21 protein-coding genes and 1 pseudogene are annotated in these 25,719 nt (G+C 61.4%); 15 read left to right on the forward strand and 7 right to left on the reverse strand.

Going from position 1 to position 25,719, the window contains the following annotated elements:
- Positions 1–911 precede the first annotated feature (911 nt).
- From BLT65_RS39560 to lra1, 4 genes are all read left to right on the forward strand, one after another.
- On the forward strand, positions 912–1,664 hold the full coding sequence (locus BLT65_RS39560; RefSeq protein WP_091788909.1) for an SDR family NAD(P)-dependent oxidoreductase: 753 nt from the start codon (positions 912–914) through the stop codon (positions 1,662–1,664).
- 99 nt (positions 1,665–1,763) lie between these two features.
- Positions 1,764–3,104: an MFS transporter gene (locus BLT65_RS39565; protein ID WP_208545878.1), complete on the forward strand. Its 1,341-nt coding sequence runs from the start codon at positions 1,764–1,766 to the stop codon at positions 3,102–3,104.
- Positions 3,105–3,144: 40 nt separating this feature from the next.
- A complete protein-coding gene (gene rhmD, locus BLT65_RS39570; protein WP_035988586.1) occupies positions 3,145–4,323 on the forward strand; it encodes an L-rhamnonate dehydratase in 1,179 nt (392 codons plus the stop codon).
- 12 nt (positions 4,324–4,335) lie between these two features.
- On the forward strand, positions 4,336–5,118 hold the full coding sequence (gene lra1 / locus BLT65_RS39575) for an L-rhamnose 1-dehydrogenase Lra1 (RefSeq protein ID WP_042312425.1): 783 nt from the start codon (positions 4,336–4,338) through the stop codon (positions 5,116–5,118).
- A gap of 750 nt (positions 5,119–5,868) precedes the next feature.
- Here lra1 and BLT65_RS39580 read toward each other — a convergent pair.
- Complete coding sequence (locus BLT65_RS39580; protein WP_091788912.1) at positions 5,869–6,837, reverse strand: LysR family transcriptional regulator; 969 nt, start codon at positions 6,835–6,837, stop codon at positions 5,869–5,871.
- A 149-nt stretch (positions 6,838–6,986) separates the two neighbouring features.
- Here BLT65_RS39580 and BLT65_RS39585 point away from each other — a divergent pair, with 149 nt between their 5' ends.
- From BLT65_RS39585 to rhaS, 6 genes are all read left to right on the forward strand, one after another.
- A complete protein-coding gene (locus BLT65_RS39585) occupies positions 6,987–7,313 on the forward strand; it encodes an L-rhamnose mutarotase (protein ID WP_091788914.1) in 327 nt (108 codons plus the stop codon).
- A 46-nt stretch (positions 7,314–7,359) separates the two neighbouring features.
- Positions 7,360–8,253, forward strand: coding sequence for an amidohydrolase family protein (locus BLT65_RS39590; RefSeq protein WP_091788917.1), 894 nt, complete (start codon positions 7,360–7,362; stop codon positions 8,251–8,253).
- A 29-nt stretch (positions 8,254–8,282) separates the two neighbouring features.
- Positions 8,283–9,827, forward strand: coding sequence for a sugar ABC transporter ATP-binding protein (locus tag BLT65_RS39595; RefSeq protein WP_091788920.1), 1,545 nt, complete (start codon positions 8,283–8,285; stop codon positions 9,825–9,827).
- Positions 9,824–10,885 carry an ABC transporter permease gene (locus BLT65_RS39600; RefSeq protein WP_091788923.1) on the forward strand — a complete coding sequence of 354 codons (1,062 nt, stop codon included), beginning with the start codon at positions 9,824–9,826 and terminating at the stop codon, positions 10,883–10,885. The genes BLT65_RS39595 and BLT65_RS39600 overlap by 4 nt, the downstream gene beginning before the upstream one ends.
- Complete coding sequence (locus BLT65_RS39605; protein ID WP_091788926.1) at positions 10,878–11,906, forward strand: ABC transporter permease; 1,029 nt, start codon at positions 10,878–10,880, stop codon at positions 11,904–11,906. The genes BLT65_RS39600 and BLT65_RS39605 overlap by 8 nt, the downstream gene beginning before the upstream one ends.
- Before the next feature lie 79 nt (positions 11,907–11,985).
- Complete coding sequence (gene rhaS, locus BLT65_RS39610; protein WP_035988574.1) at positions 11,986–12,993, forward strand: rhamnose ABC transporter substrate-binding protein; 1,008 nt, start codon at positions 11,986–11,988, stop codon at positions 12,991–12,993.
- A gap of 83 nt (positions 12,994–13,076) precedes the next feature.
- Here the strand turns inward: rhaS and BLT65_RS39615 are convergent, their stop codons facing one another.
- The gene (locus BLT65_RS39615) at positions 13,077–13,733 is read right to left on the reverse strand and encodes a response regulator transcription factor (RefSeq protein WP_244186967.1); all 657 of its coding nucleotides are present in this window, start codon (positions 13,731–13,733) and stop codon (positions 13,077–13,079) included.
- A gap of 524 nt (positions 13,734–14,257) precedes the next feature.
- On the opposite strand from BLT65_RS39615, the gene BLT65_RS39620 reads away from it, so the two are divergent.
- Positions 14,258–14,479 (forward strand): hypothetical protein, encoded by a 222-nt coding sequence (locus BLT65_RS39620; protein ID WP_007745791.1) that lies wholly within the window; start codon positions 14,258–14,260, stop codon positions 14,477–14,479.
- A gap of 68 nt (positions 14,480–14,547) precedes the next feature.
- Here the strand turns inward: BLT65_RS39620 and BLT65_RS39625 are convergent, their stop codons facing one another.
- Positions 14,548–15,477, reverse strand: a complete 930-nt coding sequence (locus BLT65_RS39625; RefSeq protein ID WP_244186968.1) for a dihydrodipicolinate synthase family protein — start codon at positions 15,475–15,477, stop codon at positions 14,548–14,550.
- A 2-nt stretch (positions 15,478–15,479) separates the two neighbouring features.
- The gene (locus BLT65_RS39630; protein WP_091788932.1) at positions 15,480–17,192 is read right to left on the reverse strand and encodes an IlvD/Edd family dehydratase; all 1,713 of its coding nucleotides are present in this window, start codon (positions 17,190–17,192) and stop codon (positions 15,480–15,482) included.
- A gap of 330 nt (positions 17,193–17,522) precedes the next feature.
- Here BLT65_RS39630 and BLT65_RS39635 point away from each other — a divergent pair.
- From BLT65_RS39635 to BLT65_RS39650, 4 genes and pseudogenes are all read left to right on the forward strand, one after another.
- Positions 17,523–18,812 (forward strand): annotated as a pseudogene (locus BLT65_RS39635) (quaternary amine ABC transporter ATP-binding protein); the annotation flags it as partial.
- Positions 18,805–19,710 carry a choline ABC transporter permease subunit gene (gene choW, locus BLT65_RS39640; RefSeq protein WP_091788935.1) on the forward strand — a complete coding sequence of 302 codons (906 nt, stop codon included), beginning with the start codon at positions 18,805–18,807 and terminating at the stop codon, positions 19,708–19,710. The pseudogene BLT65_RS39635 and the gene choW, both read left to right, overlap by 8 nt.
- 133 nt (positions 19,711–19,843) lie before the next feature.
- Complete coding sequence (locus BLT65_RS39645) at positions 19,844–20,821, forward strand: GlxA family transcriptional regulator (protein WP_233446538.1); 978 nt, start codon at positions 19,844–19,846, stop codon at positions 20,819–20,821.
- A 39-nt stretch (positions 20,822–20,860) separates the two neighbouring features.
- Positions 20,861–21,802: a choline ABC transporter substrate-binding protein gene (locus BLT65_RS39650; RefSeq protein WP_091788938.1), complete on the forward strand. Its 942-nt coding sequence runs from the start codon at positions 20,861–20,863 to the stop codon at positions 21,800–21,802.
- A 732-nt stretch (positions 21,803–22,534) separates the two neighbouring features.
- Here the strand turns inward: BLT65_RS39650 and BLT65_RS39655 are convergent.
- The 3 genes from BLT65_RS39655 to BLT65_RS39665 all read right to left on the reverse strand — a co-directional run bounded on the left by BLT65_RS39655 (position 22,535) and on the right by BLT65_RS39665 (position 25,655).
- Positions 22,535–23,703 (reverse strand): IS3 family transposase gene (locus BLT65_RS39655; RefSeq protein ID WP_229511679.1). Its coding sequence is split into 2 segments (ribosomal slippage): positions 22,535–23,445 and positions 23,445–23,703, totalling 1,170 coding nucleotides; the frame shifts between segments, so codons are not numbered across the junction.
- Between the two features lie 223 nt (positions 23,704–23,926).
- Positions 23,927–25,069, reverse strand: coding sequence for a CmpA/NrtA family ABC transporter substrate-binding protein (locus tag BLT65_RS39660; protein WP_091788941.1), 1,143 nt, complete (start codon positions 25,067–25,069; stop codon positions 23,927–23,929).
- A 10-nt stretch (positions 25,070–25,079) separates the two neighbouring features.
- The gene (locus BLT65_RS39665; RefSeq protein ID WP_009769675.1) at positions 25,080–25,655 is read right to left on the reverse strand and encodes an ANTAR domain-containing response regulator; all 576 of its coding nucleotides are present in this window, start codon (positions 25,653–25,655) and stop codon (positions 25,080–25,082) included.
- Positions 25,656–25,719 lie beyond the last annotated feature (64 nt).

The following is a 25,719-nucleotide window of genomic DNA, read 5'->3' on the forward strand; positions in this document are numbered from 1 at the left end:
AGGGTCTTACGCTTCACACGGCAATCACGTGACCCATGTTCGTTGCCAACGCTCTTGCGCTGCGCCTCACCCGCTTCATATGTCCGCGTTACAGCACGCCTTGCCAGGTAGTCCACGGCCGCCCAGGTGGCAAACTGTGTGTCGGCCCCTTGTGCTCCACACGCATCACTTCGGACGATAGCGCATGCGTCCCACCCTGTAAGAGCGCAACCCTGTACGCTGCGACAACCTACACACAGTTTGCCACCTGGGCGGCACATACCATTCGCTGCCGCTTGCCCGGGTACGGGTATTCGAAGTGGGTGAGGCATTCATTCAAACCGTTGGCAACCAACGCGAACAGGAACGCTGCCGTGTGAAGTGAGGGACCGGTTGGGGGCCCTCAGGCAGGGAGAAAGGTTGGCGGTGTTAGCCGCTTTCTTTTGCCTACTTTTCTTTGCGGCGGCAAAGAAAAGTAGGTGCCGCCCCGCACAGGGGCGACGCGTGAAGCAAGCTAACGCATCGCGGATGCCAGCGAAAACCCAGGCAAACCAAACCGCTGGCGCAGCAAACACCTCCCTCCGGATGCCAGCGCAATACACAAAACACCGCCCGGCAACGCCTGAATCGCGAAGGCAAACCGCGGATACCAGCGCAAAGGCAAAAAGAAACAAACCAACCGCGCCGCGTAGGCGCCAACGCGGAATGCCGGAAAAAGACCCAAAACCCCGACCAACAACTCTCGCGCCGCACGGCCCCTCTCCGATTCACTTTTGTTATCACCCCATCCAACACTCGAATTGTTCCCGTATCACCCCCCGATTTATATTCCGTACACCGAGGGTCCGTGACCGAACACCAACCCAAACCCAAAAAACAATAAATGCGCGAGCAACATCCCGCGCATCAGGAGCAAAACAAGGAGCGCAGCGATGAATCAGATCGATCTGAAGGGCCGTGTCGTCGTCATTACGGGCGGCGCGCGGGGAATCGGCTATGCGGTAGCGCAGCGCGCGCTGCGCTCGGGCGCGGCCGTCGCGCTCTGGGATGTCGACACCGAGCGGCTCGAGCGCAGCGCGAAAGAGCTAAGCGAACTCGGCAAGGTCGCAGCCGTCACCGTCGATCAAACCAAAGAGGCTGAGATTGACGCCGCCGTCAGCCAGACGCTCGCCGCCCACGGCGCCATCGACGTACTGATCAACTGCGCCGGCATCACGGGCGGCAACGGCACGACGTGGGAACTCGAACCGGACATGTGGCGCCGCGTGATCGACGTCAACCTGATCGGCCCGTATCTCGCGTGCCGCGCGGTCGTGCCGCAGATGCTGAAGCAGGGTTACGGGCGCATCGTCAATATTGCTTCCGTGGCGGGCAAGGAAGGCAATCCGAACGCATCGCATTACAGCGCATCGAAAGCAGGGCTGATCGGCCTGACCAAATCACTAGGCAAGGAACTCGCGACGAAGAACATCCTCGTCAACGCCGTCACGCCCGCAGCCGCGAAAACCGAAATCTTCGATTCGATGAAGCAGGAGCACATCGACTACATGCTGTCGAAGATTCCGATGAACCGCTTCCTGCTGCCGGACGAGGCAGCGTCGCTGATCCTGTGGCTCGCGTCTGAAGACTGCGCGTTCAGCACGGGCGCCGTGTTCGATCTGTCGGGCGGCCGCGCGACGTACTAGACCCGTCGCACCCAACCGATAGCAATCAAGAGCGAAAGCGACGAACGAAGGCGGCACACGCATGCCGCTTGCGCCTTCGCACGAAGGCGACACGGAGACATGATGAACGGGACCTCGTCCGAAACCCGCGACACCCTCGACGGCATCGTCAGCCAGGTCATGCGGCGGCTGTTGCCGTTCCTGCTGCTGATGTACGTGCTCGCGTTCCTCGATCGCGCGAATATCGGCTTTGCACAAAAGGCCTTGCAGCACGACACGGGCATTTCGAACGCCGCGTTCGCGTTCGGCGCGGGCGTGTTCTTCGTCGGCTATGCGCTGTTCGAAGTGCCGAGCAACCTGCTGCTGCATCGCGTCGGCGCGCGGCTATGGATGTGCCGGATCATGGTCACGTGGGGCCTCGTGTCGGCGGCGATGAGTCTCGCGCACACGGCCACCACGTTTTATGCGCTGCGCTTTTTGCTCGGCGTCGCTGAAGCGGGCTTCTTTCCGGGCGTCATCTATTACCTGACACGCTGGTTTCCGCAATCGGCGCGTGCGCGAGCTGTCGGCGTGTTTTATTTCGGCGCGCCGCTTGCCTTCATGTTCGGCAGTCCGCTGTCGGGCTTTCTGCTCGAGCTGCACGGCGCGTTGAATCTCGCGGGCTGGCAGTGGCTGTTTCTGATCGAAGGCGGACTGGCTTCGGTGGTCGGCGTGTGGGCGTTCTTCTATCTCGACGATCGGCCCGAAGACGCCAGCTGGCTCACGCCGCAAGCGCGCAAGAACTTGAGCGCGGCGCTCGACGACGACGCGCGCGCCGCGTCCGCGCACGGCCCGCGCAACCTGCTTGCGGCGCTCGTCGATAAACGCGTGCTGCTGTTCTCCGCGATCTATCTGCTGATCCAGATGAGCGTGTACGGCGTGATCTTCTATCTGCCGCAGCAGGTCGCGGCGCTGATGGGCGAGTCGGTCGGCTTGCGGGTCGGCATGGTGGCGGCCGTGCCGTGGATCTGCGCGCTCTCGCTGACCTGGTTCGTGCCGCGCCGCGCCGACGCGACGGGCACGCACCGGCGCTGGGCTGTCGCGCTGCTGGTGCTCGCCGGATGCGGGATCGGCGTATCGGGCGCGACGCACAGTCCGCTGCTGGCGATGGCCGCGCTGTGCTGCGCGGCAAGCGGCTTCATCGCCGCGCAGCCGCTCTTCTGGACGTTTCCGACGCGCTACCTGACGGGCCCGGCGGCCGCAGGCGGCATCGCGTTGATCAACTCGCTCGGCAGTCTGGGTGGCTTCATCGCGCCGACGCTGCGCACGAGCGCCGAGCATGCGTTCCAGTCGACGTCGGCGGGTCTGCTGCTGCTCGGCGCGGCGAGTCTGCTGGCTGCGCTGCTGATCGGCACGCTGGTGCGCCGCGACGCGACGCGCGACAGGCCCGCTTTCCCGCAACCCATTCATCGCGCCCGCTGACATGCGAGGCGCACGCAACCCACGAACGGAGCTCTAGAACATGGCGATGCCCACTATCCGGCACGTGCGTGCCTTCGTCGTCCGCGGCGGCGGCGCGGACTATCACGATCAGGCCGACGGACACTGGATCGACGATCACATCTCGACGCCGATGGCGCGTTATCCGCAGTACCGGCAAAGCCGGCAGTCGTTCGGCATCAACGTGCTGGGGACGCTGGTTGTCGAAATCGAGGCGAGCGACGGCACGGTCGGCTTCGCGGTGACGACGGGCGGCGAGATCGGCGCGTTCATCGTCGAGAAGCATCTGGCGCGCTTCCTCGAAGGACAACTCGTGACGGACATCGAGAAGATGTGGGATCAGATGTACTTCTCGACGCTCTATTACGGACGCAAGGGCGTGGTGCTCAACACGATTTCGGGCGTCGATCTCGCACTGTGGGATCTGCTCGCGAAAGTGCGCAAGGAGCCCGTGTACCAGCTATTGGGCGGCCCGGTGCGCGACGAACTGCAGTTCTACGCGACGGGCGCGCGGCCTGACCTTGCGAAGGAAATGGGCTTTATCGGCGGCAAGCTGCCGTTGCAGCACAATCCGGCCGAAGGTGAGGAGGGACTCAGAAAGAACATCGACAAGCTCGCGGAAATGCGCAGCCGCGTCGGCGACGATTTCTGGTTGATGTACGACTGCTGGATGAGCCTCGACGTCACGTACGCGACGAAGCTTGCGAAGGCCGCGCACGAATATGGGCTCAAGTGGATCGAAGAAGCGCTGTCACCCGACGACTACTGGGGTTACGCCGAACTGCGCCGCAACGTGCCGCGCGGCATGATGGTGTCGACGGGCGAGCACGAGGCGACGCGCTGGGGCTTCAGGATGCTGCTCGAAATGAACTGCTGCGATCTGATCCAGCCGGACGTCGGCTGGTGCGGGGGCATCACCGAACTCATCAAGATTTCCGCGCTCGCCGATGCGCATAATGTGATGGTCGTGCCGCATGGCTCGTCGGTGTACAGCTATCACTTCGTCGTCACGCGTCACAACTCGCCATTCGCCGAGTTCTTGATGATGGCGCCGAAGGCCGACCAGGTGGTGCCGATGTTCACGCCGTTGCTGCTCGACGAGCCGGTGCCAGTCAATGGCCGCATGAAGGTGCCTGACACGCCGGGCTTCGGTGTGCGGTTGAATCCCGAGTGTGCGCTCGAGCGGCCTTATCAACATTGAACGGAGAAGCCAGTGCTGCTGAAAGACAAGGCGGTGATCGTTACGGGTGGCTCGCGCGGCATTGGTCGGGCGATTGCCGTGGCGTGTGCGAAAGAGGGCGCCGATGTTGCGATCAACTACTGGGGCGACAACGATGCGTCGTATAACCGGCGCTCCGCGGTCGAAGAAGTGGTGGGTGAAATCGAATTGCTTGGGCGGCGGGTGATTGCCGTCGAGGGCAATGTCGCGTTGAAGGAGACGGGGCCTGAGCTTGTGCGGCGTACGGTCGAGGCGTTCGGGAAGGTTGATGTGCTGGCCAGCAATGCGGGCATTTGTCCGTTTCATGCGTTTCTTGATATGCCTGCCGATGTGTTGGAGACGACTGTTGCTGTAAATCTCAATGGGGCGTTCTTTGTCACGCAGGCTGTTGCGCAGCAGATGAAGGCCCAAGGCACTGGCGGTGCGATCGTCGCGACGAGTTCGATCAGTGCGCTCGTTGGGGGTGGGATGCAGACGCATTACACGCCGACGAAAGCGGGTGTGCATTCGCTGATGCAGTCTTGTGCTATTGCGCTTGGGCCTTACGGCATACGGTGTAATTCTGTTATGCCTGGGACGATTGCTACTGATCTGAATGCCGAAGATCTCGGCGATGATGCCAAGAAGGCTTACTTCGAGAAGCGCATTCCGCTTGGACGGCTGGGGCAGCCGGAGGATGTGGCGGATTGTGTTGTGTTTCTTGCTTCTGATCGGGCAAGGTATGTTACTGGCGCGGCGTTGTTGGTGGATGGTGGGTTGTTTGTGAATTTGCAGTGAGGGTTTTTTGGTTGTCTGCGACGCTGGGTGGTTTGCTTGTTTTTGCTGTTGGCATCCGCGATGCGTTAGCGTGCTTCACGCGTCGCCCCTGTGCGGGGCGGCACCTACTTTTCTTTGCCGCCGCAAAGAAAAGTAGGCAAAAGAAAGCGGCTAACACCGCCAGCCCTTGTTCTTGCCTGAGGGCCCCTAACCGGTCTTACGCTTCACACGGCAGTGCCCCGGTTGGTGCTCGTTGCCAACGCTTCGAATGAACGCCTCACCCGCTTCGAATACCCGTACTCGGGCCAGCGGCAGCGAATGGTCTGTGCCGCCCAGGTGGCAAACTGTGTGTAGGTTGTTGCGTCGTATAGCCTGGCGCTCTTACAGGGTGGAACGCGTGCGCTATCGGTCCGGAGTGAGGCGGGTGAGGCACTACGGCCGACACACAGTTTGCCACCTGGGCGGCGGTGGACTATCCAGCACGGCATGCTGTAACGCGGGGGCGTGAAGCGGGTGATGAGCATTGCAAGAGCGCTGGCAACGAGTATGGGTCACTTGATTGCCGTGTGAAGCGTAAGACCCGCTGGGGGCCCTCAGGCAGGAAGAAAAATTGGCGGTGTTAGCCGCTTTCTTTTGCCTACTTTTCTTTGCGGCGGCAAAGAAAAGTAGGTGCCGCCCCGCACAGGGGCGACGCTTGAAGCACGCTAACGCATCGCGGATGCCAGCGGCAAAACAAGCAAACCACCCAGCGTCGCAGACACCCAAAAAACCCTAAACCCCGACCACCAGGTTATCCTCAGTAGCCAGTCGATGCGAATAAACCCGAAGCAAATCGACAAACCGCTGCGCGGGCTCAGCCAGAGCCTCTTCCTTCCGGGTAAGGATTCCAAACCCGGCAAGGCTCTTGCCAATCTCCACAGGCAACGCAACGAGCAACTTGCCGCGCACATGATCGCGCACAACAGACTCAGGCAACATCGCCACAGCATCATAATTCTCAAGCAACTGCAGCGTAGCAAATATAGAAGCACACTCGGTGAGATTAGCCGGCGTCCCAAGCCCCGCCCGGGCGAGTTCCTCTTCAAACAAAACACGAGCCGGACTAGTAATAGGCTGCGCCACCCAAGGCCACTCCATCAACTCGCGAAGCGAAACAGCACTCCGCCCGGCAATGGGATGCACAGCCCGCACAACCAGCACCAAAGTCTCCCGCGCCAGCGGCTCAAAACTGAAATCGTTATGCTGCAACGGATTAGTCAACCGCCCCAGCGCGAGATCGACTTCGCGGCGATGCAGCAATTGCACCACCTGATCGCTGGTTTCCCCGAGAATGCATACATGCAACAACGGCCGTTCGGTCTTCAGCGCGGCGACGGCCATCGCCAGCAGGTCGGGCGCGGCGCCCATGATCGCGCCAACGGTCAGTTGCCCATGCCCGCCCTTGCGCTTCGCGTCCAGGTCTTCGGCAAAACGTGTAAGGTCCGCCAGCGCACGCCGCGCATACGCAAGCGTAACGACGCCCAGCGGCGTCGGCTGCATGCCGCGCGCGTTGCGCTCGAACAGCAAAAAGCCGAGCGCCTCTTCGATGTCGCCGAGCATGCGGCTCGCGCTGGGCTGCGCGACATTGATGGCATCGGCGGCTTGATGAACGTTGCGCGCGTCGTCGAGCGCGACAAGCAGCGCAAGATGCTTGAACTTGAGCCGGTTGACGAGGGGAATGCTGGCAGCGTTCTGGCTCATGGAGGATCAGCGGTGCGATTCGGTTTGAGTATCGCCCAATCCCAACAACGGATTGAGATGCTATCGACGCCCGAATTATAGTCGCATCAAGACGCTACCTTAGAGAGCGGCAAGAACAAGTGATCAAAGACACTGGAGACAAGCCCGGCATGGAGACAATCGCTTTCCGGATGGTGCTGAACCCCGGCATGCGCGACGAGTACGAGCACCGGCATCGGGCAATCTGGCCGGAACTCGTCGATGCGCTGCACAACGCAGGCGTGCGCGATTACCGGATCTTTCTCGACGAAGACACGCACCATCTGTTCGCAATACTGACGCGCAACGCCGATCATTCGATGGAGCGCCTGCCCGAACTCGCCGTGATGCGCAAATGGTGGGATTACATGGCCGACATCATGCAGACGGCGCCCGACCATACGCCGCTCCAGCAAGCGCTGGTTCCAGTATTTGAACTGCAGCATCCCTTCCACTGATTCGCGACGCTCGCCGCGCACGCGCGCCGGCGACGAAGGACGCGCCATGAAAGTTGTCGACCCGCACATTCACCTGTGGGATCTGAAAACGCATCATTACCCTTGGCTCGCCAATCCCGGCGTGTCGTTCGTCGGCGATGCGCGTGTGCTCAAGCACGACTACCTGATCGCCGATCTGCTGAAGGACGCGGGCGATATCGAGTTGCTCAAGTGCGTGCATGTCGAGGCGAATCACGATCCGAAAGATCCCGTCGAAGAAACGCGCTGGCTGCAAAGCGTCGCGGACGCTGCGGGTTCACGCTCGATGCCGAACGGAATCGTCGCCGCCATCGATCTCGCTGCAGATAACGCAGCCGAAGTGCTCGAAGCACACGCCGCATTCGCCAACACGCGCGGCGTGCGGCAAATCCTCAACGTGCATCACGACAAACTGTACGACTACGTAGCCCGCCACTTCATGCGAGACGCGGCCTGGCGCGAGAACTTCCGGCTGCTGCATAAGCACGGCATGTCGTTCGACATGCAGCTTTACCCGTCGCAGATGGAAGAAGCGGCCTCACTCGCGAACGCGCATCACGACACGCAGTTCATCGTCAATCACACGGGCATGTTCGTCGATCGCAACAGCGTTGCCGGATATCGCGCGTGGCGCGACGGGATGAAGACGCTCGCGCAATGTCCGAACGTCGCCGTGAAGATCAGCGGTCTCGCAATGTTCGATCACAAGTGGACCGTCGAAAGCCTGCGGCCTTACGTGCTCGAAACGATCGACACGTTCGGCGTCGAGCGCTCGATGTTCGCATCGAACTTTCCGGTGGACCGGCAGTTCGGCTCGTATGGCGACTTGTGGCGCGCGTATGCGTCGATCGTCGGCGACGCGAGCGATGCGGAGAAAGACGCGCTCTTCGTGCGCAATGCCGAACGCTTCTACCGCATCTGAAGAAGCCTCGAACAACATGCAGTCGCAGCATGAAGGAGAACAGGGTGGAGCAACACACTGAAAGCGTGCCGAGGCTGGAACTGCGGCACGCCAGCAAAACGTTCGGGCGCGTGCGCGCGCTATCGGATGGCGAACTCGTGCTGTGGCCCGGCGAAGTGCATGCGCTGCTCGGCGAGAACGGCGCGGGCAAGTCGACGCTCGTGAAGATACTCGCGGGCGTGCATCAGCCCGATACGGGCGAGCTTCGCATCGATGGCGTCGAGCGCCGTTTCGCCACACCCGCCGAAGCGCGCGACGCGGGCCTCGCCGTCATCTATCAGGAACCGACGCTGTTCTTCGATCTGTCGATTGCCGAGAACATCTTCATGGGACGGCAGCCCGTCGATCGCTTCGGCCGCATTCAGCACGATGCGATGCGCCGCGAAGTCGATGGATTGCTCGCGTCGCTGGGCGTCGATCTGCGCGCGGATCGTCTCGTGCGCGGTCTGTCGATCGCCGATCAGCAGGTCATCGAGATTGCGAAGGCGCTGTCGCTGAACGCGAACGTGCTGATCATGGACGAGCCGACGGCGGCGCTGTCGCTGCCCGAAGTCGAGCGGCTCTTTACGATCGTGCGCAAGCTGCGCGAGCGTGACGTCGCGATCCTGTTCATCACGCATCGGCTCGATGAAGTGTTTGCATTGACGCAACACGTCACGATCATGCGTGACGGCGCGAAGGTGTTCGATGCGCCGACGTCAGAAATGACGACGGAATCGGTGGTCGCGAAGATGGTTGGACGCGATCTGGAAACGTTCTATCCGAAGGCCGATGTGAAGCCCGGCGACGTGCGTCTGTCGGTGCGCAATCTGACGCGTGTCGGCGTGTTCAAGGACGTGTCGTTCGATGTGCGCGCAGGCGAAATCGTCGCGCTCGCGGGTTTGGTCGGCGCGGGCCGCAGCGAAGTGGCGCGCGCGATCTTCGGCATCGACCCGATCGATTCGGGCGAAGTGCAGATCGCGGGCAAGCGTCTCAAGACGGGCAATCCCGCCGCGGCTGTGCGCGCGGGCCTTGCGCTCGTGCCGGAAGATCGCCGCCAACAAGGTCTGGCGCTGGAGTTGAGCATCGCGCGTAATGCGTCGATGACGGTGCTCGGCCGTCTTGTGCGCCACGGTCTGATCTCGACGCGCAGCGAGACCCAACTCGCGACGCGCTGGGGCACGCGGCTGCGCTTGAAGGCAAGTGATCCTTCAGCGCCCGTCGGCACGCTATCCGGCGGCAACCAGCAGAAAGTGGTGCTCGGCAAATGGCTCGCGACGGGCCCGAAAGTGCTGATCATCGACGAGCCGACGCGCGGCATCGATGTCGGCGCGAAAGCGGAAGTGTATGGCGCGCTCTCCGAACTCGTTCAGGAAGGCATGGCTGTGTTGATGATTTCGAGCGAACTCCCCGAAGTGCTCGGCATGGCGGACCGCGTACTCGTGATGCACGAAGGCCGCATCAGTGCCGACATTTCACGCGCCGATGCGAGCGAGGAGCGCATCATGAGCGCGGCACTCGGGCAATCGGCGGCATTACTGGGGCGCGCAGCATGATCCGGCATTCGACTCATTCACACGCGGCGTCGATCGAACATGCGCCGCTGCAACGCACACGCTCCGGCCCCGGCGGCATCGTCGGGACGATCGCGAAGAGCCGCGAGACGACGCTCTTCGTCGTGCTGATCCTGCTGATACTCGGCACGTCACTCGCGCGGCCGCAGTTTCTGAACCTGCAGAATCTGCGCGACGTGCTGCTCAACGTGTCGATCGTGAGCTTGCTGACGGCTGGCATGACGGTCGTGATCCTGATGCGGCACATCGATCTGTCGATTGGCTCGACGGTCGGCATCAGCGCATATGCCGTCGGCAGTCTGTACGTTGCGTTTCCGCAGATGCCCGTGCTGGTCGCGCTGGTTGCGGGCGTCGCGATCGGGCTCGTTGCGGGCGGCATCAATGCGCTGTTGATCGCGGTGGGGCGCGTGCCTTCGCTGGTGGCGACGCTATCGACACTCTATATCTTCCGTGGCGCCGACTACGCGTGGGTGCATGGCGGCCAGATCAACGCGACGAGTTTGCCCGAAGCGTACTCGCGTCTCGCGACGGGCACCGTGCTAGGCATCCCGACGCTTGCGCTGATCGCCGCCGCCGTGCTGTTGGCGCTGTCGTTCTATCTGAAGCACTTCCGTGCGGGCCGCGAGCACTACGCGATCGGTTCGAACCCCGAGGCGGCGCGCCTGGCGGGCGTCAACGTCGAGCGGCGCGTGATGTCGGGCTTCCTGCTGTCGGGCGCGATTGCGGGCTTTGCGGGCGCGCTGTGGCTCGCGCGCTTCGGCACCGTCGACGCGAGCACCGCGAAGGGCATCGAGCTGCAAGTGGTAGCGGCGGCCGTGGTCGGCAGCGTCGCGATCACGGGCGGCGTCGGCACGATACTCGGCGCGGCGCTCGGCGCACTTGTGCTCGGCGTGATCAGCATCGCGCTCGTCGTGCTGCACGTGTCACCGTTCTGGGAACAGGCTATCGAAGGCGCGCTGATCGTCGCGGCAATTGCCGCCGACACGCTGCTGGCCCGCTCCGTCGCCAAACGCATGATGAGGAAACGCGATCATGGCTAAACCCGATTCCGCGCTGCTCACGCGCAAGCGCGAAACGCCGCTGCGCTGGGAAACCTTGCTGGTCGTCGTGCTGATCCTGTCGCTCGGGCTAGGGCGTGTGCTGTCGCCCGTGTTCCTGACGGGCGCGAACCTCAGCAACGTGCTCGCCGACCTCACCGAGATCGCGTTGATGGCGTTGCCGATGACGCTGATCATTGTCGCGGCGGAGATCGATCTGTCCGTGGCGTCGGTGCTCGGCGCGTCGAGCGCGCTGATGGGCGTGCTGTGGCACATGGGCCTGCCGATGCCCGTTGTGATCGTGCTCGTGCTGCTGTTCGGCATGATCGCGGGGCTGTTCAACGGGCTCGTGATCGTCAAGCTGAATCTGCCGTCGCTCGCCGTCACGATCGGCACGCTCGCGCTGTTTCGCGGCTTGTCGTATGTGCTGCTCGGCGATCAGGCAGTCGCGGATTTTCCGGCGGGCTACACGGCCTTCGGTATGGACACGCTGTTCGGCACGTTCATTCCGCTGCCGTTCGTGATCGTCATTGTTTGCGCCGTGCTGTTCACCGTGCTCTTGCAGGCGACGGCGTTCGGCCGCGGCCTCTATGCGATCGGCGCGAACTCGACGGCGGCGGCGTTCTCCGGTATCGAGGTCGCGAAAGTGCGGATGCGTCTTTTCATGCTGTCGGGCTTCATGAGCGCGCTTGCGGGCATCGTCTACACGCTGCGCTTCACGAGCGCGCGTGGCGACAACGGCGAAGGCTTCGAACTGTCGGTGATTGCCGCAGTGCTGTTCGGCGGCGTGAGCATCTTCGGCGGACGCGGGTCGATGGTCGGCGTGCTGCTGTCGCTGCTGATCATCGGCGTGTTGAAGAATGCGCTCACGCTCGATGATGTCTCCAGCGAAACGCTGACCATCGTGACGGGCGCGCTGCTGCTCGCATCGGTGCTGATTCCGAACCTGGTCGCGCGCTGGCGAGCGATGCGCGACCGCAAGCTGATCGCCGCTCAAACGTTGACAAAGCCGAGTGCGTCGTAAGTCATGTGAACCCGCCGTACGTGATGCCGTTTAATTCAACCGGACGCCAAAAGTCCGATCCACCACCAGGAGACAACAGATGAACAAACCACTGCGTCACGCGGGAGCGATGATGCTCTGCGCGGCCTTGCTGGGCGTGAGCGTCGCCGCGTCCGCAGCAGGCATCAAGCCGGATCTGAAGATCGCGTTCGTGCCCAAGCAGATCAACAACCCGTATGAAGTGATTGCCGACGACGGCGGCATGGCCGCGATCAAGGAGTTCAAGGGGCAGGGCAAGGTGGTGGGGCCGTCGGACGCGGGCGCGTCGTCGCAGGTGTCGTACATCAATACGCTGACCACGCAGCGTCAGGATGCCATCGTCATCGCGGCGAATGACGCGAATGCGCTCGTGCCGTATCTGAAGAAGGCGATGTCGCAAGGCATCAAGGTCGTGACGTTCGATTCCGACACGGCGCCCGATGGCCGTCAGCTGTTCGTGAATCAGGCCAACGCGGAGAGCATTGGGCGCGGGCAGATTCAACTCGTGTCGAAGCTGATGGGCGGCGAGGGCGAGTTCGCTATTCTGTCGGCCACGCCGAACGCGACGAACCAGAATACGTGGATCAAGTGGATGCAGGAAGAACTGAAGAAGCCCGAGTATTCGAAGTTGAAGCTCGTGAAGATCGCTTACGGCAACGACGATGACCAGAAGTCGTTCGTCGAGACGCAGGGGCTGTTGCAGGCGTATCCGAACCTGAAGGCGATCGTGGCGCCTACATCCGTCGGCATTGCGGCGGCAGCGCGCTATATCTCGACGTCGTCGAGCAAGGGCAAGGTCGCGGTGACGGGTCTCGGCACGCCCAACCAGATGCGTGCGTTCGTGAAGAACGGCACCGTGAAGGCGTTCCAGTTGTGGGATCCGGGTCAGTTGGGCTATCTCGCGGCATATGCGGCGGCAAGCCTCGCATCGGGCGCGATCACGGGCAAGGAAGGCGAATCGTTCGACGCGGGCAAGCTCGGCAAGCGCACCATCGGCGCGCAAGGCGAAATCATTCTTGGACCGCCGACTACGTTTGACGCAAGCAATATCGATAACTTCAACTTCTGAGGTTCATCAAGTCACTTGCTGGAAGCGGGCCGCTCGCGCGATGCGAGCGGCTTTTTTCTTTCAATGCAAACTGGCGTCGCGCGTCAGACCAGGCCATTGACCTGCGAGTACTTGACGAGATCCGCGTTCGTCTCCAGATGAAGTTTCTTCATTGCGGTGCTTTTTTGCGTCGCTACGGTCGAGACCGAGCGGTTCACCTGTCGCGCGATTTCGGTCAACGACGCGCCGGAAGCGAACAGCCGGATCACGTTCATTTCCTTTTTCGTCAGCGCGGGCTTACCGCCGTTCTTTTCATTGCCGTCAGGCCGATGAAGGCGCGCACGGATCTTCGCGGAGAAATAAGGCCGGCGATGCTGCATGACCTCGCGCGCGGCGATACGGAATTCTTCGATGCCCTCGCGTTTGTCAACGATGCCCGCGACACCTGAACGGGATACGCGGATCAGGACGTCATCGTTAGCGAGCATCGTGAAGACGACGACAGGAATGTCGGGATAGCGCTTGCGAAGTCGCGCAATGAGGTCGAGTCCGTCGATATCGTCCTGCGCCGTTCCCATCGTCAAGTCCGTGATGATCAGATCCCAGGTGCCCTCGGACAGCAGTTGCAGCAGTTCGCTGCCCGACTTGACGGCGGCATCGACGATAAAGCCGGGCATGCCCGTCAACGCGCTGATGACAGCGTGCCGGATAACGGGGTGGTCGTCTGCAATGGCAATCCGGAAATCGCGAATGGCATTCATGATGGGAAGGCTGGACAGCGTCGGTGGAACGCCCATGGGGCGTCGGAACGGGTTGGCGCGATGCACGCCATTTCCGCATTGACGCGGGGTTCGTCCTGCGGGTTGAAGGAAAAATGAACGGAAGACGTAAGGATAACGAACAGACTGGCAATTGAGTTGCGTTTTATGAAACTACTGAATATTTTCGAACAAATCCGACGTAGTACACGTGTGTGATTTGCAACACTTCTTCGCTTCGCAGACCCAATCGCTTTGCAGGTCGTGTTCGACCGGTTGATTCTTTCCGATGCATTTCTTTAAAAAAAGATAAATCTGCGCGCCAGAACTCAGGCGGCAAAAAGGGCAGTGGAGAGGCCGTCATTGATGCGCGAATTGCAGTTCCTGTAAAGAACTGTCAAGAATGAAGATTGCCAGCAGAAACGCGTCAACGCTTCATGAACCTGCGCGTTTAGTGCGATGACCCCTATCAGGTCGGACGGCCAGCGAGCCGTCAGTCAACAACCCAAGGTTTAAGGATTCAAGCAATGAACAAGCACATCATCGCCGCCGCTCTGGCAGGTCTGTTCTCGATCGCCGCATTCGCGCAGGCATCGGCTCCCGCAGCAACGGAAGAGGCGCCCGCAGCAGCATCGGCACCCGCTGCCAAGCACCACGCAAAGAAGCACAGCACGAAGAAGAAGCACGCACACAAGAAGGCAGCGCCCGCAAAGGCAGCCAGCGACGAAGCAGCGTCGGCAGCACAGTAAGGCTTAGCGCTCGACGCTGATGTCGAAGGAGGAAGCGAGGTTGTGAAACCGGCTTCCTCTTTTTTGTTTCAACGGGCCGTGTTGCGCTGATCTGCGAACGGACCCAGCGCCGTGGCAAAACGGCGCGCGCATGACAGACCAAATGCAGTCGGACGCATGCCCCGGTCGTGTGCGACATCGAAACCCATGCGCCACGCCGCGATTCGTTTGCCGTAGCAGGTCAACGCATCGAGCGATTGCATCACGAAGACGATGGATGGCAGGATGCATTCGTAGAGCGCTTGCGCGCTCGCCTGATCGTCTTCGATGAAAGCGCTGTACGTCGCGGCTTGCCAGTCGAATGAATCGGGTGCGACGATCAGGCCCGCGCAACCGGCGCGCAGATTGTCGATCAGTTCCTGGCCGCCGCGCCCATTGAACACGGGTAACGGACTGCCATGCTCGCGCAGCCGTTCGATCGTCGAATGAATGATCGTGGCCGGGCCTTCGCCTTTAAGCCACTGAAACTGCCCGCATTGCGCGGTGAGCGCGACCAGCGATTGAATCGTGAGCCCGACGCCGAGATATTCCGGCGCATTCTGGATACCGACAGGCACGCGTACGCGCTGCATGACGTCGGCGAAAAAATCGAAGTAAAACGATTCGGGCTTGTCGCGAACCGATGGCGGTTGCAGGATCAGCGACGACGCGCCGTGATCGACGGCATGATCTGCCAGCGCAAGTTGCGCATCGGTCGTATCACCCGTGATCGTGACGGCGAACGGCACGCGACCGCCGATGTGCTCGCCTGTCCATTCGATAAAACGCTGCTTCTCTTCAAGCGACAAACGGTTCACTTCCGTCGCCAGACCGAGAATCACGATGCCGCTTGCGCCCGCATCGATCGTTGCGTCGATCTGCGCGTGGATCGCTTGACGGTCGAGCGTGTTGTTCGCGTCGAAGTAAGCGTAGAGCACGGGCCACATGCCGCGCGGCGAGAACGAAGATAGTCGCGTCATGATCAATGCGAATCGCGCGGCACAGGTGCGCCGCTCGCGCCCACCAGGAAGTCGAGATCGGCGCCCTGATCGGCCTGCAACACGTGCTCGACGTAGAGCCGGTAATAGCCGCGTGCAGGCAGTTCGGGTGCGTGCCACGCGGCGCGGCGCCGTTCGAGTTCATCGTCGGATACGTCCAGATGCAAACGCCGCGCGGCGACGTCGAGTTCGATCATGTCGCCCGTCTGCACGAGGGCGAGCGGTCCGCCTGCCGCTGCTTCGGGCGATATGTGCAGCACCACCGCGCCATATGCCGTGCCGCTCATGCGGCCATCGGAGATGCGCACCATGTCGGTAATGCCTTTTTGCAGGACCTTTTTCGGCAGCGGCATGTTGCCGACCTCGGCGAAGCCGGGATAGCCCTTCGGCCCCGCGCCCTTGAGCACCATCACGCAATGCTCGTCGATATCGAGTGAGTCATCGTCGACCTTCGCGTGCAGTTCTTCGACGTTCTCGAACACCACCGCGCGCCCTCGATGCTTCAACAGCGAAGCCGTGGCCGCTGACGGCTTGATGACCGCGCCACTCGGCGCGAGATTGCCGCGCAGCACGGCGATGCCCGCTTGCGGTTTGAACGGCTCGGCGAAAGTGGTGATGACCTTCTGATCGTAGTTGGGTGCATCGCAGACGTTGTCCCAGATGGTCTTGCCATTGACGGTCAACGCGTCACGATGCAGCAGCCCTTGCTCGCCCAGTTGCCGCAGCACGGCGGGCAAGCCGCCCGCGTAGTAGAAATCTTCCATCAGGTACTCGCCCGATGGCTGCAGGTTCACGAGGCACGGCACATCCGAGCCGAGTTCCCAGTCGTCGAGCGCGAGATCCACACCGATGCGCCGCGCGAGCGCGATCAGATGCACGACGGCATTCGTCGATCCGCCGATCGCGGCGTTCGTGCGGATCGCGTTTTCGAAGGCCTGGCGCGTGAGGATCTTGTCCATCGTCACATCGTCGCGGACCATCTCGACGATGCGCCGTCCGGCGAGATGCGCGAGCACCTGGCGGCGCGCATCGACGGCGGGAATCGCCGCGTTGTGCGGCAAACCGATGCCGAGCGATTCGACCATCGACGCCATCGTCGATGCCGTGCCCATCGTCATGCAATGGCCGCGCGAGCGGTTCATGCACGATTCGGCGTCGATGAATTCCTGCTGGCTCATCGTGCCCGCGCGTACCTCCTCGGACATCTGCCATACACCCGTGCCCGAGCCGATCGTGCGGCCGCGAAAGCGGCCATTGAGCATCGGGCCGCCCGACACGGCGAGCGCGGGCAGGTTGCAGGAGGCCGCGCCCATCAACAGCGCCGGCGTGGTCTTGTCACAGCCGACCAGCAGGATCACGCCGTCGAGCGGATTGCCGCGTATCGACTCCTCGACATCCATCGAAGCGAGATTGCGAAACAGCATCGCCGTGGGCCGCAGGTTCGATTCGCCGAGCGACATCACGGGGAATTCGAGCGGCAGGCCGCCGGCCTCGCGCACGCCGCGTTTCACGTACTCGGCAAGCTCGCGGAAGTGCGCGTTGCAGGGCGTCAGCTCCGACCATGTATTGCAGATGCCGACCACGGGACGGCCGTCGAATTCATCGTGCGGAATGCCCTGGTTTTTCATCCACGAACGATGGATGAAGCCGTCCTTGTCGTTGCGGCCGAACCAGCTTTGCGAGCGGAGTTTGCGCATGAGGTCTCCTGTTTTGGTGTCGTTTTTCGTGCATCGGTGCAGATCAGCTTAGCCCATTCGTTGCACGAGATGGCGTTCGTCGGAAGCGCTGCGAGGATCACGACGCGACGCGGTTGCAGTGCAACAGACGCGATGGAAGGACGAGTTTGCGCGGCACGGCAGGCAGAACCCTTGACGGCGCTTGTGGAAACGCGCCGCGAATGTGTCATTCGTTGAACGCCGACCTTCCAATAAGCGACACGCGCAGTCGCTCATCACGCACTGCAGCATCCTCATAAAGCCTTGCTGCACAAGGGCTGCAAGCATCCGCTAACGCCCGTTCGTTTTTCCTCGTGTCGCATTTCCGCAAGCGTCTGTCGCAATTAGTCGGCTAGGCGGGGTTTTTTCTGGCAACTATGTAGTCACACATGTGCAGGCCGGCGCCTGCACCACGAGGAGATGGACTCGATGAAATCCCCAAAGGTCGTGGTCGAAGGATTATGTAAGGTTTTCGGGCCTAACCCGAAGTTGGCGCAGGACATGCTCTCGCGAGGCGCGTCGAAGGACGAGGTATTCGCCAAGACGGGGCATGTGGTGGGCGTCCACAATGTCTCCTTCGATGTGCAGGAAGGCGAGATTTTCGTGCTGATGGGCCTGTCCGGCTCCGGCAAGTCCACGCTGATCCGTCTCATCAACCGGCTCGTCGAACCGACGGCGGGCAAGGTGATTATCGATGGCCGCGATGTCGCCGCCATCAAGCGCTCGGAGTTGACGTCGCTGCGTCGCACCGACATGAGCATGGTGTTCCAGTCGTTCGCGCTGATGCCGCAACGCACGGTGCTGTCGAATGCGGCGTTCGGCCTCGAAGTCGGCGGCATGGGACGCAAGCAACGCGAGAAGCGCGCGCTCGAAGTGCTCGAACAGGTGGGCCTCGCGACGTTCGCGGGCAAGCTGCCTTCCGAGCTGTCGGGCGGCATGCAGCAGCGCGTAGGTCTCGCGCGTGCGCTCGCGGTGAACCCCTCGCTGATGATCATGGACGAGGCTTTCTCGGCGCTCGACCCGCTCAAGCGCAAGGAAATGCAGAACGTGCTGCTCGAACTGCAGAAGAACCAGCAGCGCACGATTCTGTTCGTGTCCCACGATCTGGAAGAGGCACTGCGTATCGGCACTCGCATCGCGATCATGGAAGGCGGGCGCGTTGTGCAGATCGGCACGCCGCAGGACATCATCGCGAACCCGGCGGACGACTACGTGCGCGCGTTCTTCGAAGGCGTCGATACGAGCCGCTATCTGACGGCGGGCGATCTGATGCAGGCGAACGGCGTGCCGCTGGTGCGCAATCTCGATCAGACGAGCGTTGCCGAGTCGCTGAACGGCAGCGCTGAATACGCGTTCGTGCTGGATGCCGAGCGCCGCATCCGCGGCTTCGTCACACGCGAGGCGATCGGCAACTCGACGCCGTCACTGAACAAGGTCGAATGCATTTCGCGCGGCGCGCCGCTCGAACATGTCGTGTCGCGCGTGTGCGCGAGCGCGACGGCTCTGCCCGTGGTCGACGACGAGGACCGCTATTGCGGTTCCGTCGATCAGGCCGCGGTCCTGAAGGTCATTACGCGTAACAGAGGTGGCGCCCATGTCTGAGATGATTCCACTCGGCCGCTGGGTCGATCAGTCCGTTCACTATCTGCTCGATCACGATGCGAGCACGTTCGATTCGATCGGCAAGGCGATCGAGAGCTTCGCCGCGATGATCGAGCATGGCCTGCAGGCCATTCCGATGTGGGCGCTGATGGCGTTCTTTATCGGCATCGGCTTGTGGCGCGTGGGCTGGCGTTTTGCAATTTTCGCCACCGCTTCGCTATTGCTGATTTACGCAACCGGCTTCTGGGACCAAACGGTCATCACGCTTGGCCTCACGCTGTCCTCGACGCTGATCAGTCTCGTGTTGGGCATTCCACTCGGCATCTGGACCGCGAAGAACAAGCATGTGCATATGATCGTGCGCCCGATTCTCGATCTGATGCAGACGATGCCCGCCTTCGTCTACCTGATTCCCGCTGCGATGCTGTTCGGGCTTGGCCGCGTGCCGGGGATTCTCTCCACGGTGATCTTCGCGATGCCGCCTGCCGTGCGTCTGACGAGCCTCGGCATCAAGCATGTGAACCGCGAGATCGTCGAAGCGGGGCAGGCCTTCGGCTGCACGCCGTGGCAGCTGCTGTACAAGGTGCAATTCCCGAACGCCTTGCCGTCGATCATGCAGGGCGTGAACCAGACCATCATGATGGCGCTGTCGATGGTGATCATCGCGTCGATGGTGGGCGCGGGCGGTCTCGGCAACGATGTGCTTGCGAGTATTCAGCGCCTCGATATCGGGCTGGGTTTCGAAAGCGGTCTGTCCGTCGTGTTGCTGGCGATTATTCTGGACCGCATTACCGAGAGCTTCGGCCGCTCTCCTGGTTCGGCCACCGCGCCGCGCTTTGCGGGCCTGCGCAATGTGATGCGCGTGCGCCGCGAGCAGCAGGCTGTCGCGCAAAGCTAGGTCTCTGTCGTTTTCACTCAAGCGCCGTATTTCCGGCGCGTCTGAAATAGAACCAATAGTGGTTGCCCCGCGAGAGCCTTTGGGCTTTCGCGGTGGCCAAACACATTCTTCTTTGTGCATCACGGAGCGCGACGTGACGTCTATCAGGGCTGAAGCGCCGTTGTCGAATCTTGCGCATGTGGGCTTTCTGACCTTGCCCAGTTTTTCGATGATCGCGTTTACGAGCGCGGTCGAGGTGCTGCGGATGGCGAACTACGTTTCGCGCGCGCAGCACTATCGCTGGTCTGTGATCACGACGGACGGCGTGCCCGTGCGGGCGAGTAACGGTCTTACCGTCAAGCCGACACGCACGCTCGAAGAGGCGGGCATGCCGGATGTGCTGATCGTGTGCGGCGGCACGCAGATACGAAATGCAGTCGATAGCAACGTGAAGACGCTGCTCGCGGATGCCGCGTCGCAGGGCGTGCCGCTGGGCGGTATTTGCACGGGCGCTTATGCGTTGATGGCGGCGGGAATGCTCGACGGTTATCGCTGTTCGGTGCATTGGGAAGACCTGTCGGCGCTGCACAAGGAATATCCGCATGTGCAATTCGCCGACGAGCTGTTCGTGATCGATCGCGATCGGCTGACGTGTACGGGTGGCACCGCGCCGCTCGATCTGATGCTCGATCTCGTCAGTTCCCGCTTCGGGCAGAACCTCGCGGCGCAAGTGTCCGAGCAGTTCATTCTCGAGCGCATTCGCAGTGCAAGCGATCCGCAACCGATTCCCGTCGATGCGCGCGTCGGTTTCTCGCGTGCCGAACTGATCGAAGTGGTGCGGCTGATGGAAGCGAATATTGAAGAGCCTTTGTCGCTCGAAGAACTCGCGCGGCTCGTGCAATTGTCGCAACGCCATTTGCAGCGGATGTTCAAGGTTTATCTGAGCGTGTCGCCGACGCATTACTACCTGTCGCTGCGATTGCGGCGAGCGCGCGATCTGCTGCGCACGACGGACGCATCGATTGCGCGCGTGACGGCTGTGTGCGGATTTCATTCGCCGTGTCATTTCAGCAAGGCCTATCGCGCTCAGTTCGGACATGCGCCGAGTGTCGAGCGCCGCCATGCGAACTAGCGAGTCGGACCGAAGCAAAATTATTCCGAGGAGAATCTGATGAAACGCAAGCTGATGATGGTGGCCGCGCTGTGCGCGACGGCTGCCGCGACCGCGCACGCCGCCGATCCCGCCGTGTGCCGCAACGTCCGATTCGCCGACGTCGGCTGGACCGACATTGCGGCGACGACGGGGCTGGCATCGACGATCTTCCAGGGTCTTGGCTATAACCCGACGAAGACGATTGCTTCCGTGCCGATTACGTTTGCGGGCATCAAGAGCAAGCAGATCGACGTGTTCCTGGGTTATTGGGCGCCGACGATGGACCCGATCATCCAGCCGTTCGTGAAGTCCGGCACGATCAAGGTGTTGGCGACGCCGAACCTGACGGGCGCGAAGTATACGCTTGCTGTGCCGGAGTATGTGTACAACGGCGGGCTGAAGAACTTTAGCGATATTGCGAAGTACGCGGACAAGCTCGATGGAAAGATCTATGGCATCGAGCCGGGTAATGATGGCAATGCGTTGATCAAGAAGATGATCGATGGCAATCAGTTTGGGCTTGGCAAGTTCAAGCTGGTTGAGTCGAGCGAGGCGGGCATGCTGGTGGAAGTGAACCGTGCGGTTCGGGACAAGAAGTGGATTGTGTTTCTCGGCTGGGAGCCGCATCCGATGAACGTGCAGATGAAGATCGATTATCTGTCTGGCGGGGATGATGTGTTCGGGCCTAATTATGGCGAGGCTAAGGTGTTTACGGCTACGCCGCCCGATTACGCTGCGCGGTGTCCGAATGCGGCGAAGTTTGTGTCGAACTTGCAGTTCACGACGGCTATCGAGAATCATGTGATGGTGCCTATCATGAACAAGGAAGATGCAAATAAGGCTGCGCTGGCATGGTTGAAGGCTAATCCGCAGGCTTTGGATAAGTGGCTGGCAGGGGTGCAGACAATTGATGGCAAGGACGGCTTGCCGGCCGTTAAGGCTTATATTGCGGGGCATTGAGGGGCTTGTTTTTTTGTCTGCGACGGCTCTTTTTGTTTTTGACTTTGCGCTGGCATCCGCGCTATGCCTTCGTGCTTCAAGCGTCGCCCCTGTGCGGGGCGGCACCTACTTTTCTTTGCCGCCGCAAAGAAAAGTAGGCAAAAGAAAGCGGCTAACACCGCCAGTTCTTGTGTTTGCCTGAGGGCCCCCAACCGGTCTTACGCTTCACACGGCAACGCGCTGATTTTATGTTAGTTGCCAACGCTATAAATGAACGCCTCACCCGCTTCGAGTACCCGTACTCAGGCAAGCGGCAGCGAATGGTATGTGCCGCCCAGGTGGCAAACTGTGTGTAGGTTGTCGCGTCGTATGCGTAAGCGCTCTTACAAGGTGGGACGCGTGTGCTATTGGTCCGAAGTGAGGCGCGCGAGGCACTACGGCCTACACACAGTTTGCCACCTGGGCGGCGGTGGAATATCTGGAACGGTGTGCCGTAACGCGGGAGCGTGAAGCCGGTGAGGCGCAGCGCAAGAGCGCTGGCAACGAACATGGGTCACGTGATTGCCGTGCGAAGTGTAAGACCCTGTGGGGGCCCTCAGGCAAGAAGAAATGTTGGCGGTGTTAGCCGCTTTCTTTTGCCTACTTTTCTTTGCGGTGTGGGGGCCCTCAGGCAAGAAGAAATGTTGGCGGTGTTAGCCGCTTTCTTTTGCCTACTTTTCTTTGCGGCGGCAAAGAAAAGTAGGTGTGTAGTGGTCAAGCCTCTTTGGACACCCCCAAAGGGGCTTTTCGATAAATCGAAGTTTCGTACCGCACTGGCGGCAGACCGCTTGCCGCTGAATGTATGCGCCTGTAGTTATAAAAATCAGCAATGTAGTCTGCGATATCACGTTCGGCGTGTTCGTGACTGGCGTACTCCTGCTCGCCGATCCATTCACTCTTCAGGCTTCTGAAGAAGCGCTCGACCACCGCGTTGTCCCAGCAATTTCCCTTTCTGCTCATACTCTGGACGATCCCGTTTGCCTTCAGATCGTTCACGAAGCGCTCGCTGGTGTACTGGCAGCCCTGATCTGAATGGAACATCAGTCCCGCTGCCGGGCGCCGGCTGCGTCGGGCCTGTTCCAGCGCCAGGATGACCAGGTCGGTGTCTGCCTGCGTGGCAAACGCCCAACCGACGATTCGACGCGAGTGCAGATCCATCACGATAGCCAGATAAGACCAGCCCTGCCGCGTTCTGATGTACGTGATATCGCCTGCCCACACCCGGTTCACAGCGCCCGGTGCAAACTGCCGATCAAGCCGGTTCGGCGCGACCAGTGCATCGCCTTCGGCCTTGCGGTACCGGTGTGTGCGTCGACGCGTAACCACCAGTTGCGCCTCGCGCATCAGCGAGCGCGCCCGGTGCCGTCCGATCGCATGGCCTTGCTGCTGCAACGCCTGCGCCATCCTGCGGCTGCCGTAACTGCGCCGGGTTTCAATGTGAATCTGGCGCATGGCCTTGAGCACAGTAGGTGATGTTCCGGGCCTGACGCGTCGGCCCGCAAAGGCGTAATAGCTGCTTCGCGGCACCTCCAGCAACCGGCACATCAGACTCACTGGCCAGGCCTTCTTCAGCGAACGGATCACTTCGAGAAGCGATCCATTTCCTTGACGAAGAAGGCCGTGGACTTTTTTAGTATCTCGCGCTCCCTTTCGAGCTCTGTCACGCGCGCTTCGAGTTCACGGATACGGCGCTGGTCGGCCATGACCTCCAGCTCACTACGCGGCGGCTCGGCCTGCTGGGCACGCCATTGCGCCACCCAGCGTCGCAGCGCCGTATCGCCGACACCCATCGCTTCACAGGCCTTCGAATATGAATAGCCTTGTGTCACAACCAGCTTTATCGCATCAGCCTTGAATTCTTCTGTCAGCTTCCGTCTGCTCATCTCTCACCTCAGTTGGGGATTATCCCCTTTAGAGGTGTCCAGGAGTATTGGACCACTGCAGTGCCGCCCCGCACAGGGGCGACGCGTGAAGCGCGAAGGCATAGCGCGGATGCCAGCGCAGAGGCCCAAAACACCGAACGGCAACGCATGAAACACGAAGCCAAACCGCGACTGCCAGAGCAAGAACAAAAACCTTAACAGCGTCGCAGACGAAAAAAAACCTTCAGGCCCTGATCGAAAACCCCTGCATATAAGCCTGATCGGCCTTCCCATCCCAAACCCGCCCATCAACAAGCACTGCCGACGGCGTATCGGCATACACGCTCACACCAACATTACCGGCAGCCTGGCAATAAAGCTCAACCTGATTAACCTCACCCGCAATCCGCGCAAAATCATCCCGCCACTCGGCCATCCCCCACCGCGCATACTGCGCAAAAAACCAAACCCCTTCCGCAGGATGCGGAAAATTCACCGCACCGCCAGCAAAAAACTTCACAGCCCGCCGCTTCTCATCAGAACCCGCAGCAATCAACCGTGGCGCAATCAACCCGGCGGGCACGCCAACAAACTCATCCGCAGCGAGCCGCGCCGAAATCTCCACCCGATGCACGTCATCATCGAGCCATCGACACGCCTCGAGCATCGTCTGCACGAGCGCCCGAGCAGTATTTGGATATCGCGTAACAAAATCGCGCCGGCTCGCCAGCACCTTCTCGGGATGATCGGGCCACACCTCACTCGTATAGGCAATCGTTCTGCCAACACCGCGCTCCTGCGCAACCGCATTCCACGGCTCGCCAACACACAGCCCGTCGAGCCGGTCCTGCGCAAGCGCATCGACCATCTGCGGCGGCGGAATCACCACGCCCTCGATATCGCGCAAAGGATGCACGCCCTGCGAAGCGAGCCAGTAATACAGCCACATCGCATGCGTACCCGTCGGAAAAGTCTGTGCGAACACGGGCTTGCGCCCGAGCGTCGCCAGCGCGGCAGGCAGCGTCTTGTGCTCGTCGAGCGCAGCAGCAAGACGGTTCGATACCGTGATCGCCTGGCCGTTGCGGTTCAGCACCATCAGCACGGCCATATCGGTTTGCGGGCCGCCTATGCCGAGCTGCACGCCATACACGAGGCCGTAAAGCGAATGCGCGGCGTCGAGATCGCCCGACAACAGCTTGTCGCGTATCGCGGCCCACGACGGCTGCTTCAGCAGTTCGATCGTCAGTCCGTGCGCATGGCCGAATTCGAGCAGCTTCGCCGCGACCAGCGGCGCGGCATCGCTGAGCGCGACGAACCCGAGGCGCAAGTGCGTCTTCTCGAGCTTGCCGGATTCGTCGGAGGAAGAGGTGTAGGCAGGTGAGTTCATGGGCAACGCATCAATCTGGCAAGTCGGCTGCGGCGACGATCTGGCGCGCGACTTCGGCGAGCTTCACGCCCTGGTTCATCGCGCGCTTGCGCATCGTCGCGTAGGCGGCATGTTCGGTCATCTTTTGAGAATCCATCAGCATCCGCTTCGCGCGGTCGATCAGCTTGCGCTCGGCCAGTTCGTTCTCGGCCTGCGCGAGCCGCTCGCGCAGTTGCGATTCCTGCGCGAAACGCGCCAGCGCCACTTCAAGGATCGGCGCGAGGCGTTCCGTCGCCAGACCTTCGACGAGATACGCCGTCACGCCCGCGCCGACGGCGTCGCGTATCAGTTGCTGATTCGCGTCGTTGCTGAACATCAGCACCGGGCGCGGCGCCGTCGCGTTCATCACGGCCAGCTGTTCGAGCGTGTCGCGCGAAGGCGATTCCGTGTCGACGATGATCACGTCGGGTCGTTCGCTCTCGACAGCTTTGTGCAACGCTTGCGGCGACGCCGTGGCGGCGAGCATCTCGTAGCCGAGCCGCGCAAGCGTATCGCGCAACTCGCCGATCGGCTTGTCGGTATCGGTTACGAGCAAAACACGCAGCATGGATTGCCCGGTATGGAGTAGGGGGAGTTACGCAGCTTCATTCGTCGGATTGCGGGTTCTGCAT

Origin of the sequence: Paraburkholderia steynii (assembly GCF_900100565.1) — a bacterium.
Taxonomy (GTDB): Bacteria; Pseudomonadota; Gammaproteobacteria; order Burkholderiales; family Burkholderiaceae; genus Paraburkholderia; species Paraburkholderia terrae.

What these genes read in the sequence shown, in the direction of transcription:
- BLT65_RS39590 (WP_091788917.1), top strand. Translation starts at nt 7,360, where the DNA reads ATGAAAGTTGTCGACCCGCACATTCACCTGTGGGATCTGAAAACGCAT.
- rhmD (WP_035988586.1), top strand. Translation starts at nt 3,145, where the DNA reads ATGGCGATGCCCACTATCCGGCACGTGCGTGCCTTCGTCGTCCGCGGC.
- BLT65_RS39630 (WP_091788932.1), bottom strand. Translation starts at nt 17,192, where the DNA reads ATGCGCAAACTCCGCTCGCAAAGCTGGTTCGGCCGCAACGACAAGGAC.
- BLT65_RS39660 (WP_091788941.1), bottom strand. Translation starts at nt 25,069, where the DNA reads ATGAACTCACCTGCCTACACCTCTTCCTCCGACGAATCCGGCAAGCTC.
- BLT65_RS39565 (WP_208545878.1), top strand. Translation starts at nt 1,764, where the DNA reads ATGATGAACGGGACCTCGTCCGAAACCCGCGACACCCTCGACGGCATC.
- BLT65_RS39600 (WP_091788923.1), top strand. Translation starts at nt 9,824, where the DNA reads ATGATCCGGCATTCGACTCATTCACACGCGGCGTCGATCGAACATGCG.
- BLT65_RS39650 (WP_091788938.1), top strand. Translation starts at nt 20,861, where the DNA reads ATGAAACGCAAGCTGATGATGGTGGCCGCGCTGTGCGCGACGGCTGCC.
- BLT65_RS39625 (WP_244186968.1), bottom strand. Translation starts at nt 15,477, where the DNA reads ATGACGCGACTATCTTCGTTCTCGCCGCGCGGCATGTGGCCCGTGCTC.
- BLT65_RS39580 (WP_091788912.1), bottom strand. Translation starts at nt 6,837, where the DNA reads ATGAGCCAGAACGCTGCCAGCATTCCCCTCGTCAACCGGCTCAAGTTC.
- BLT65_RS39595 (WP_091788920.1), top strand. Translation starts at nt 8,283, where the DNA reads ATGAAGGAGAACAGGGTGGAGCAACACACTGAAAGCGTGCCGAGGCTG.
- BLT65_RS39665 (WP_009769675.1), bottom strand. Translation starts at nt 25,655, where the DNA reads ATGCTGCGTGTTTTGCTCGTAACCGATACCGACAAGCCGATCGGCGAG.
- BLT65_RS39605 (WP_091788926.1), top strand. Translation starts at nt 10,878, where the DNA reads ATGGCTAAACCCGATTCCGCGCTGCTCACGCGCAAGCGCGAAACGCCG.
- BLT65_RS39620 (WP_007745791.1), top strand. Translation starts at nt 14,258, where the DNA reads ATGAACAAGCACATCATCGCCGCCGCTCTGGCAGGTCTGTTCTCGATC.
- BLT65_RS39585 (WP_091788914.1), top strand. Translation starts at nt 6,987, where the DNA reads ATGGAGACAATCGCTTTCCGGATGGTGCTGAACCCCGGCATGCGCGAC.
- choW (WP_091788935.1), top strand. Translation starts at nt 18,805, where the DNA reads ATGTCTGAGATGATTCCACTCGGCCGCTGGGTCGATCAGTCCGTTCAC.
- rhaS (WP_035988574.1), top strand. Translation starts at nt 11,986, where the DNA reads ATGAACAAACCACTGCGTCACGCGGGAGCGATGATGCTCTGCGCGGCC.
- BLT65_RS39560 (WP_091788909.1), top strand. Translation starts at nt 912, where the DNA reads ATGAATCAGATCGATCTGAAGGGCCGTGTCGTCGTCATTACGGGCGGC.
- BLT65_RS39615 (WP_244186967.1), bottom strand. Translation starts at nt 13,733, where the DNA reads ATGAATGCCATTCGCGATTTCCGGATTGCCATTGCAGACGACCACCCC.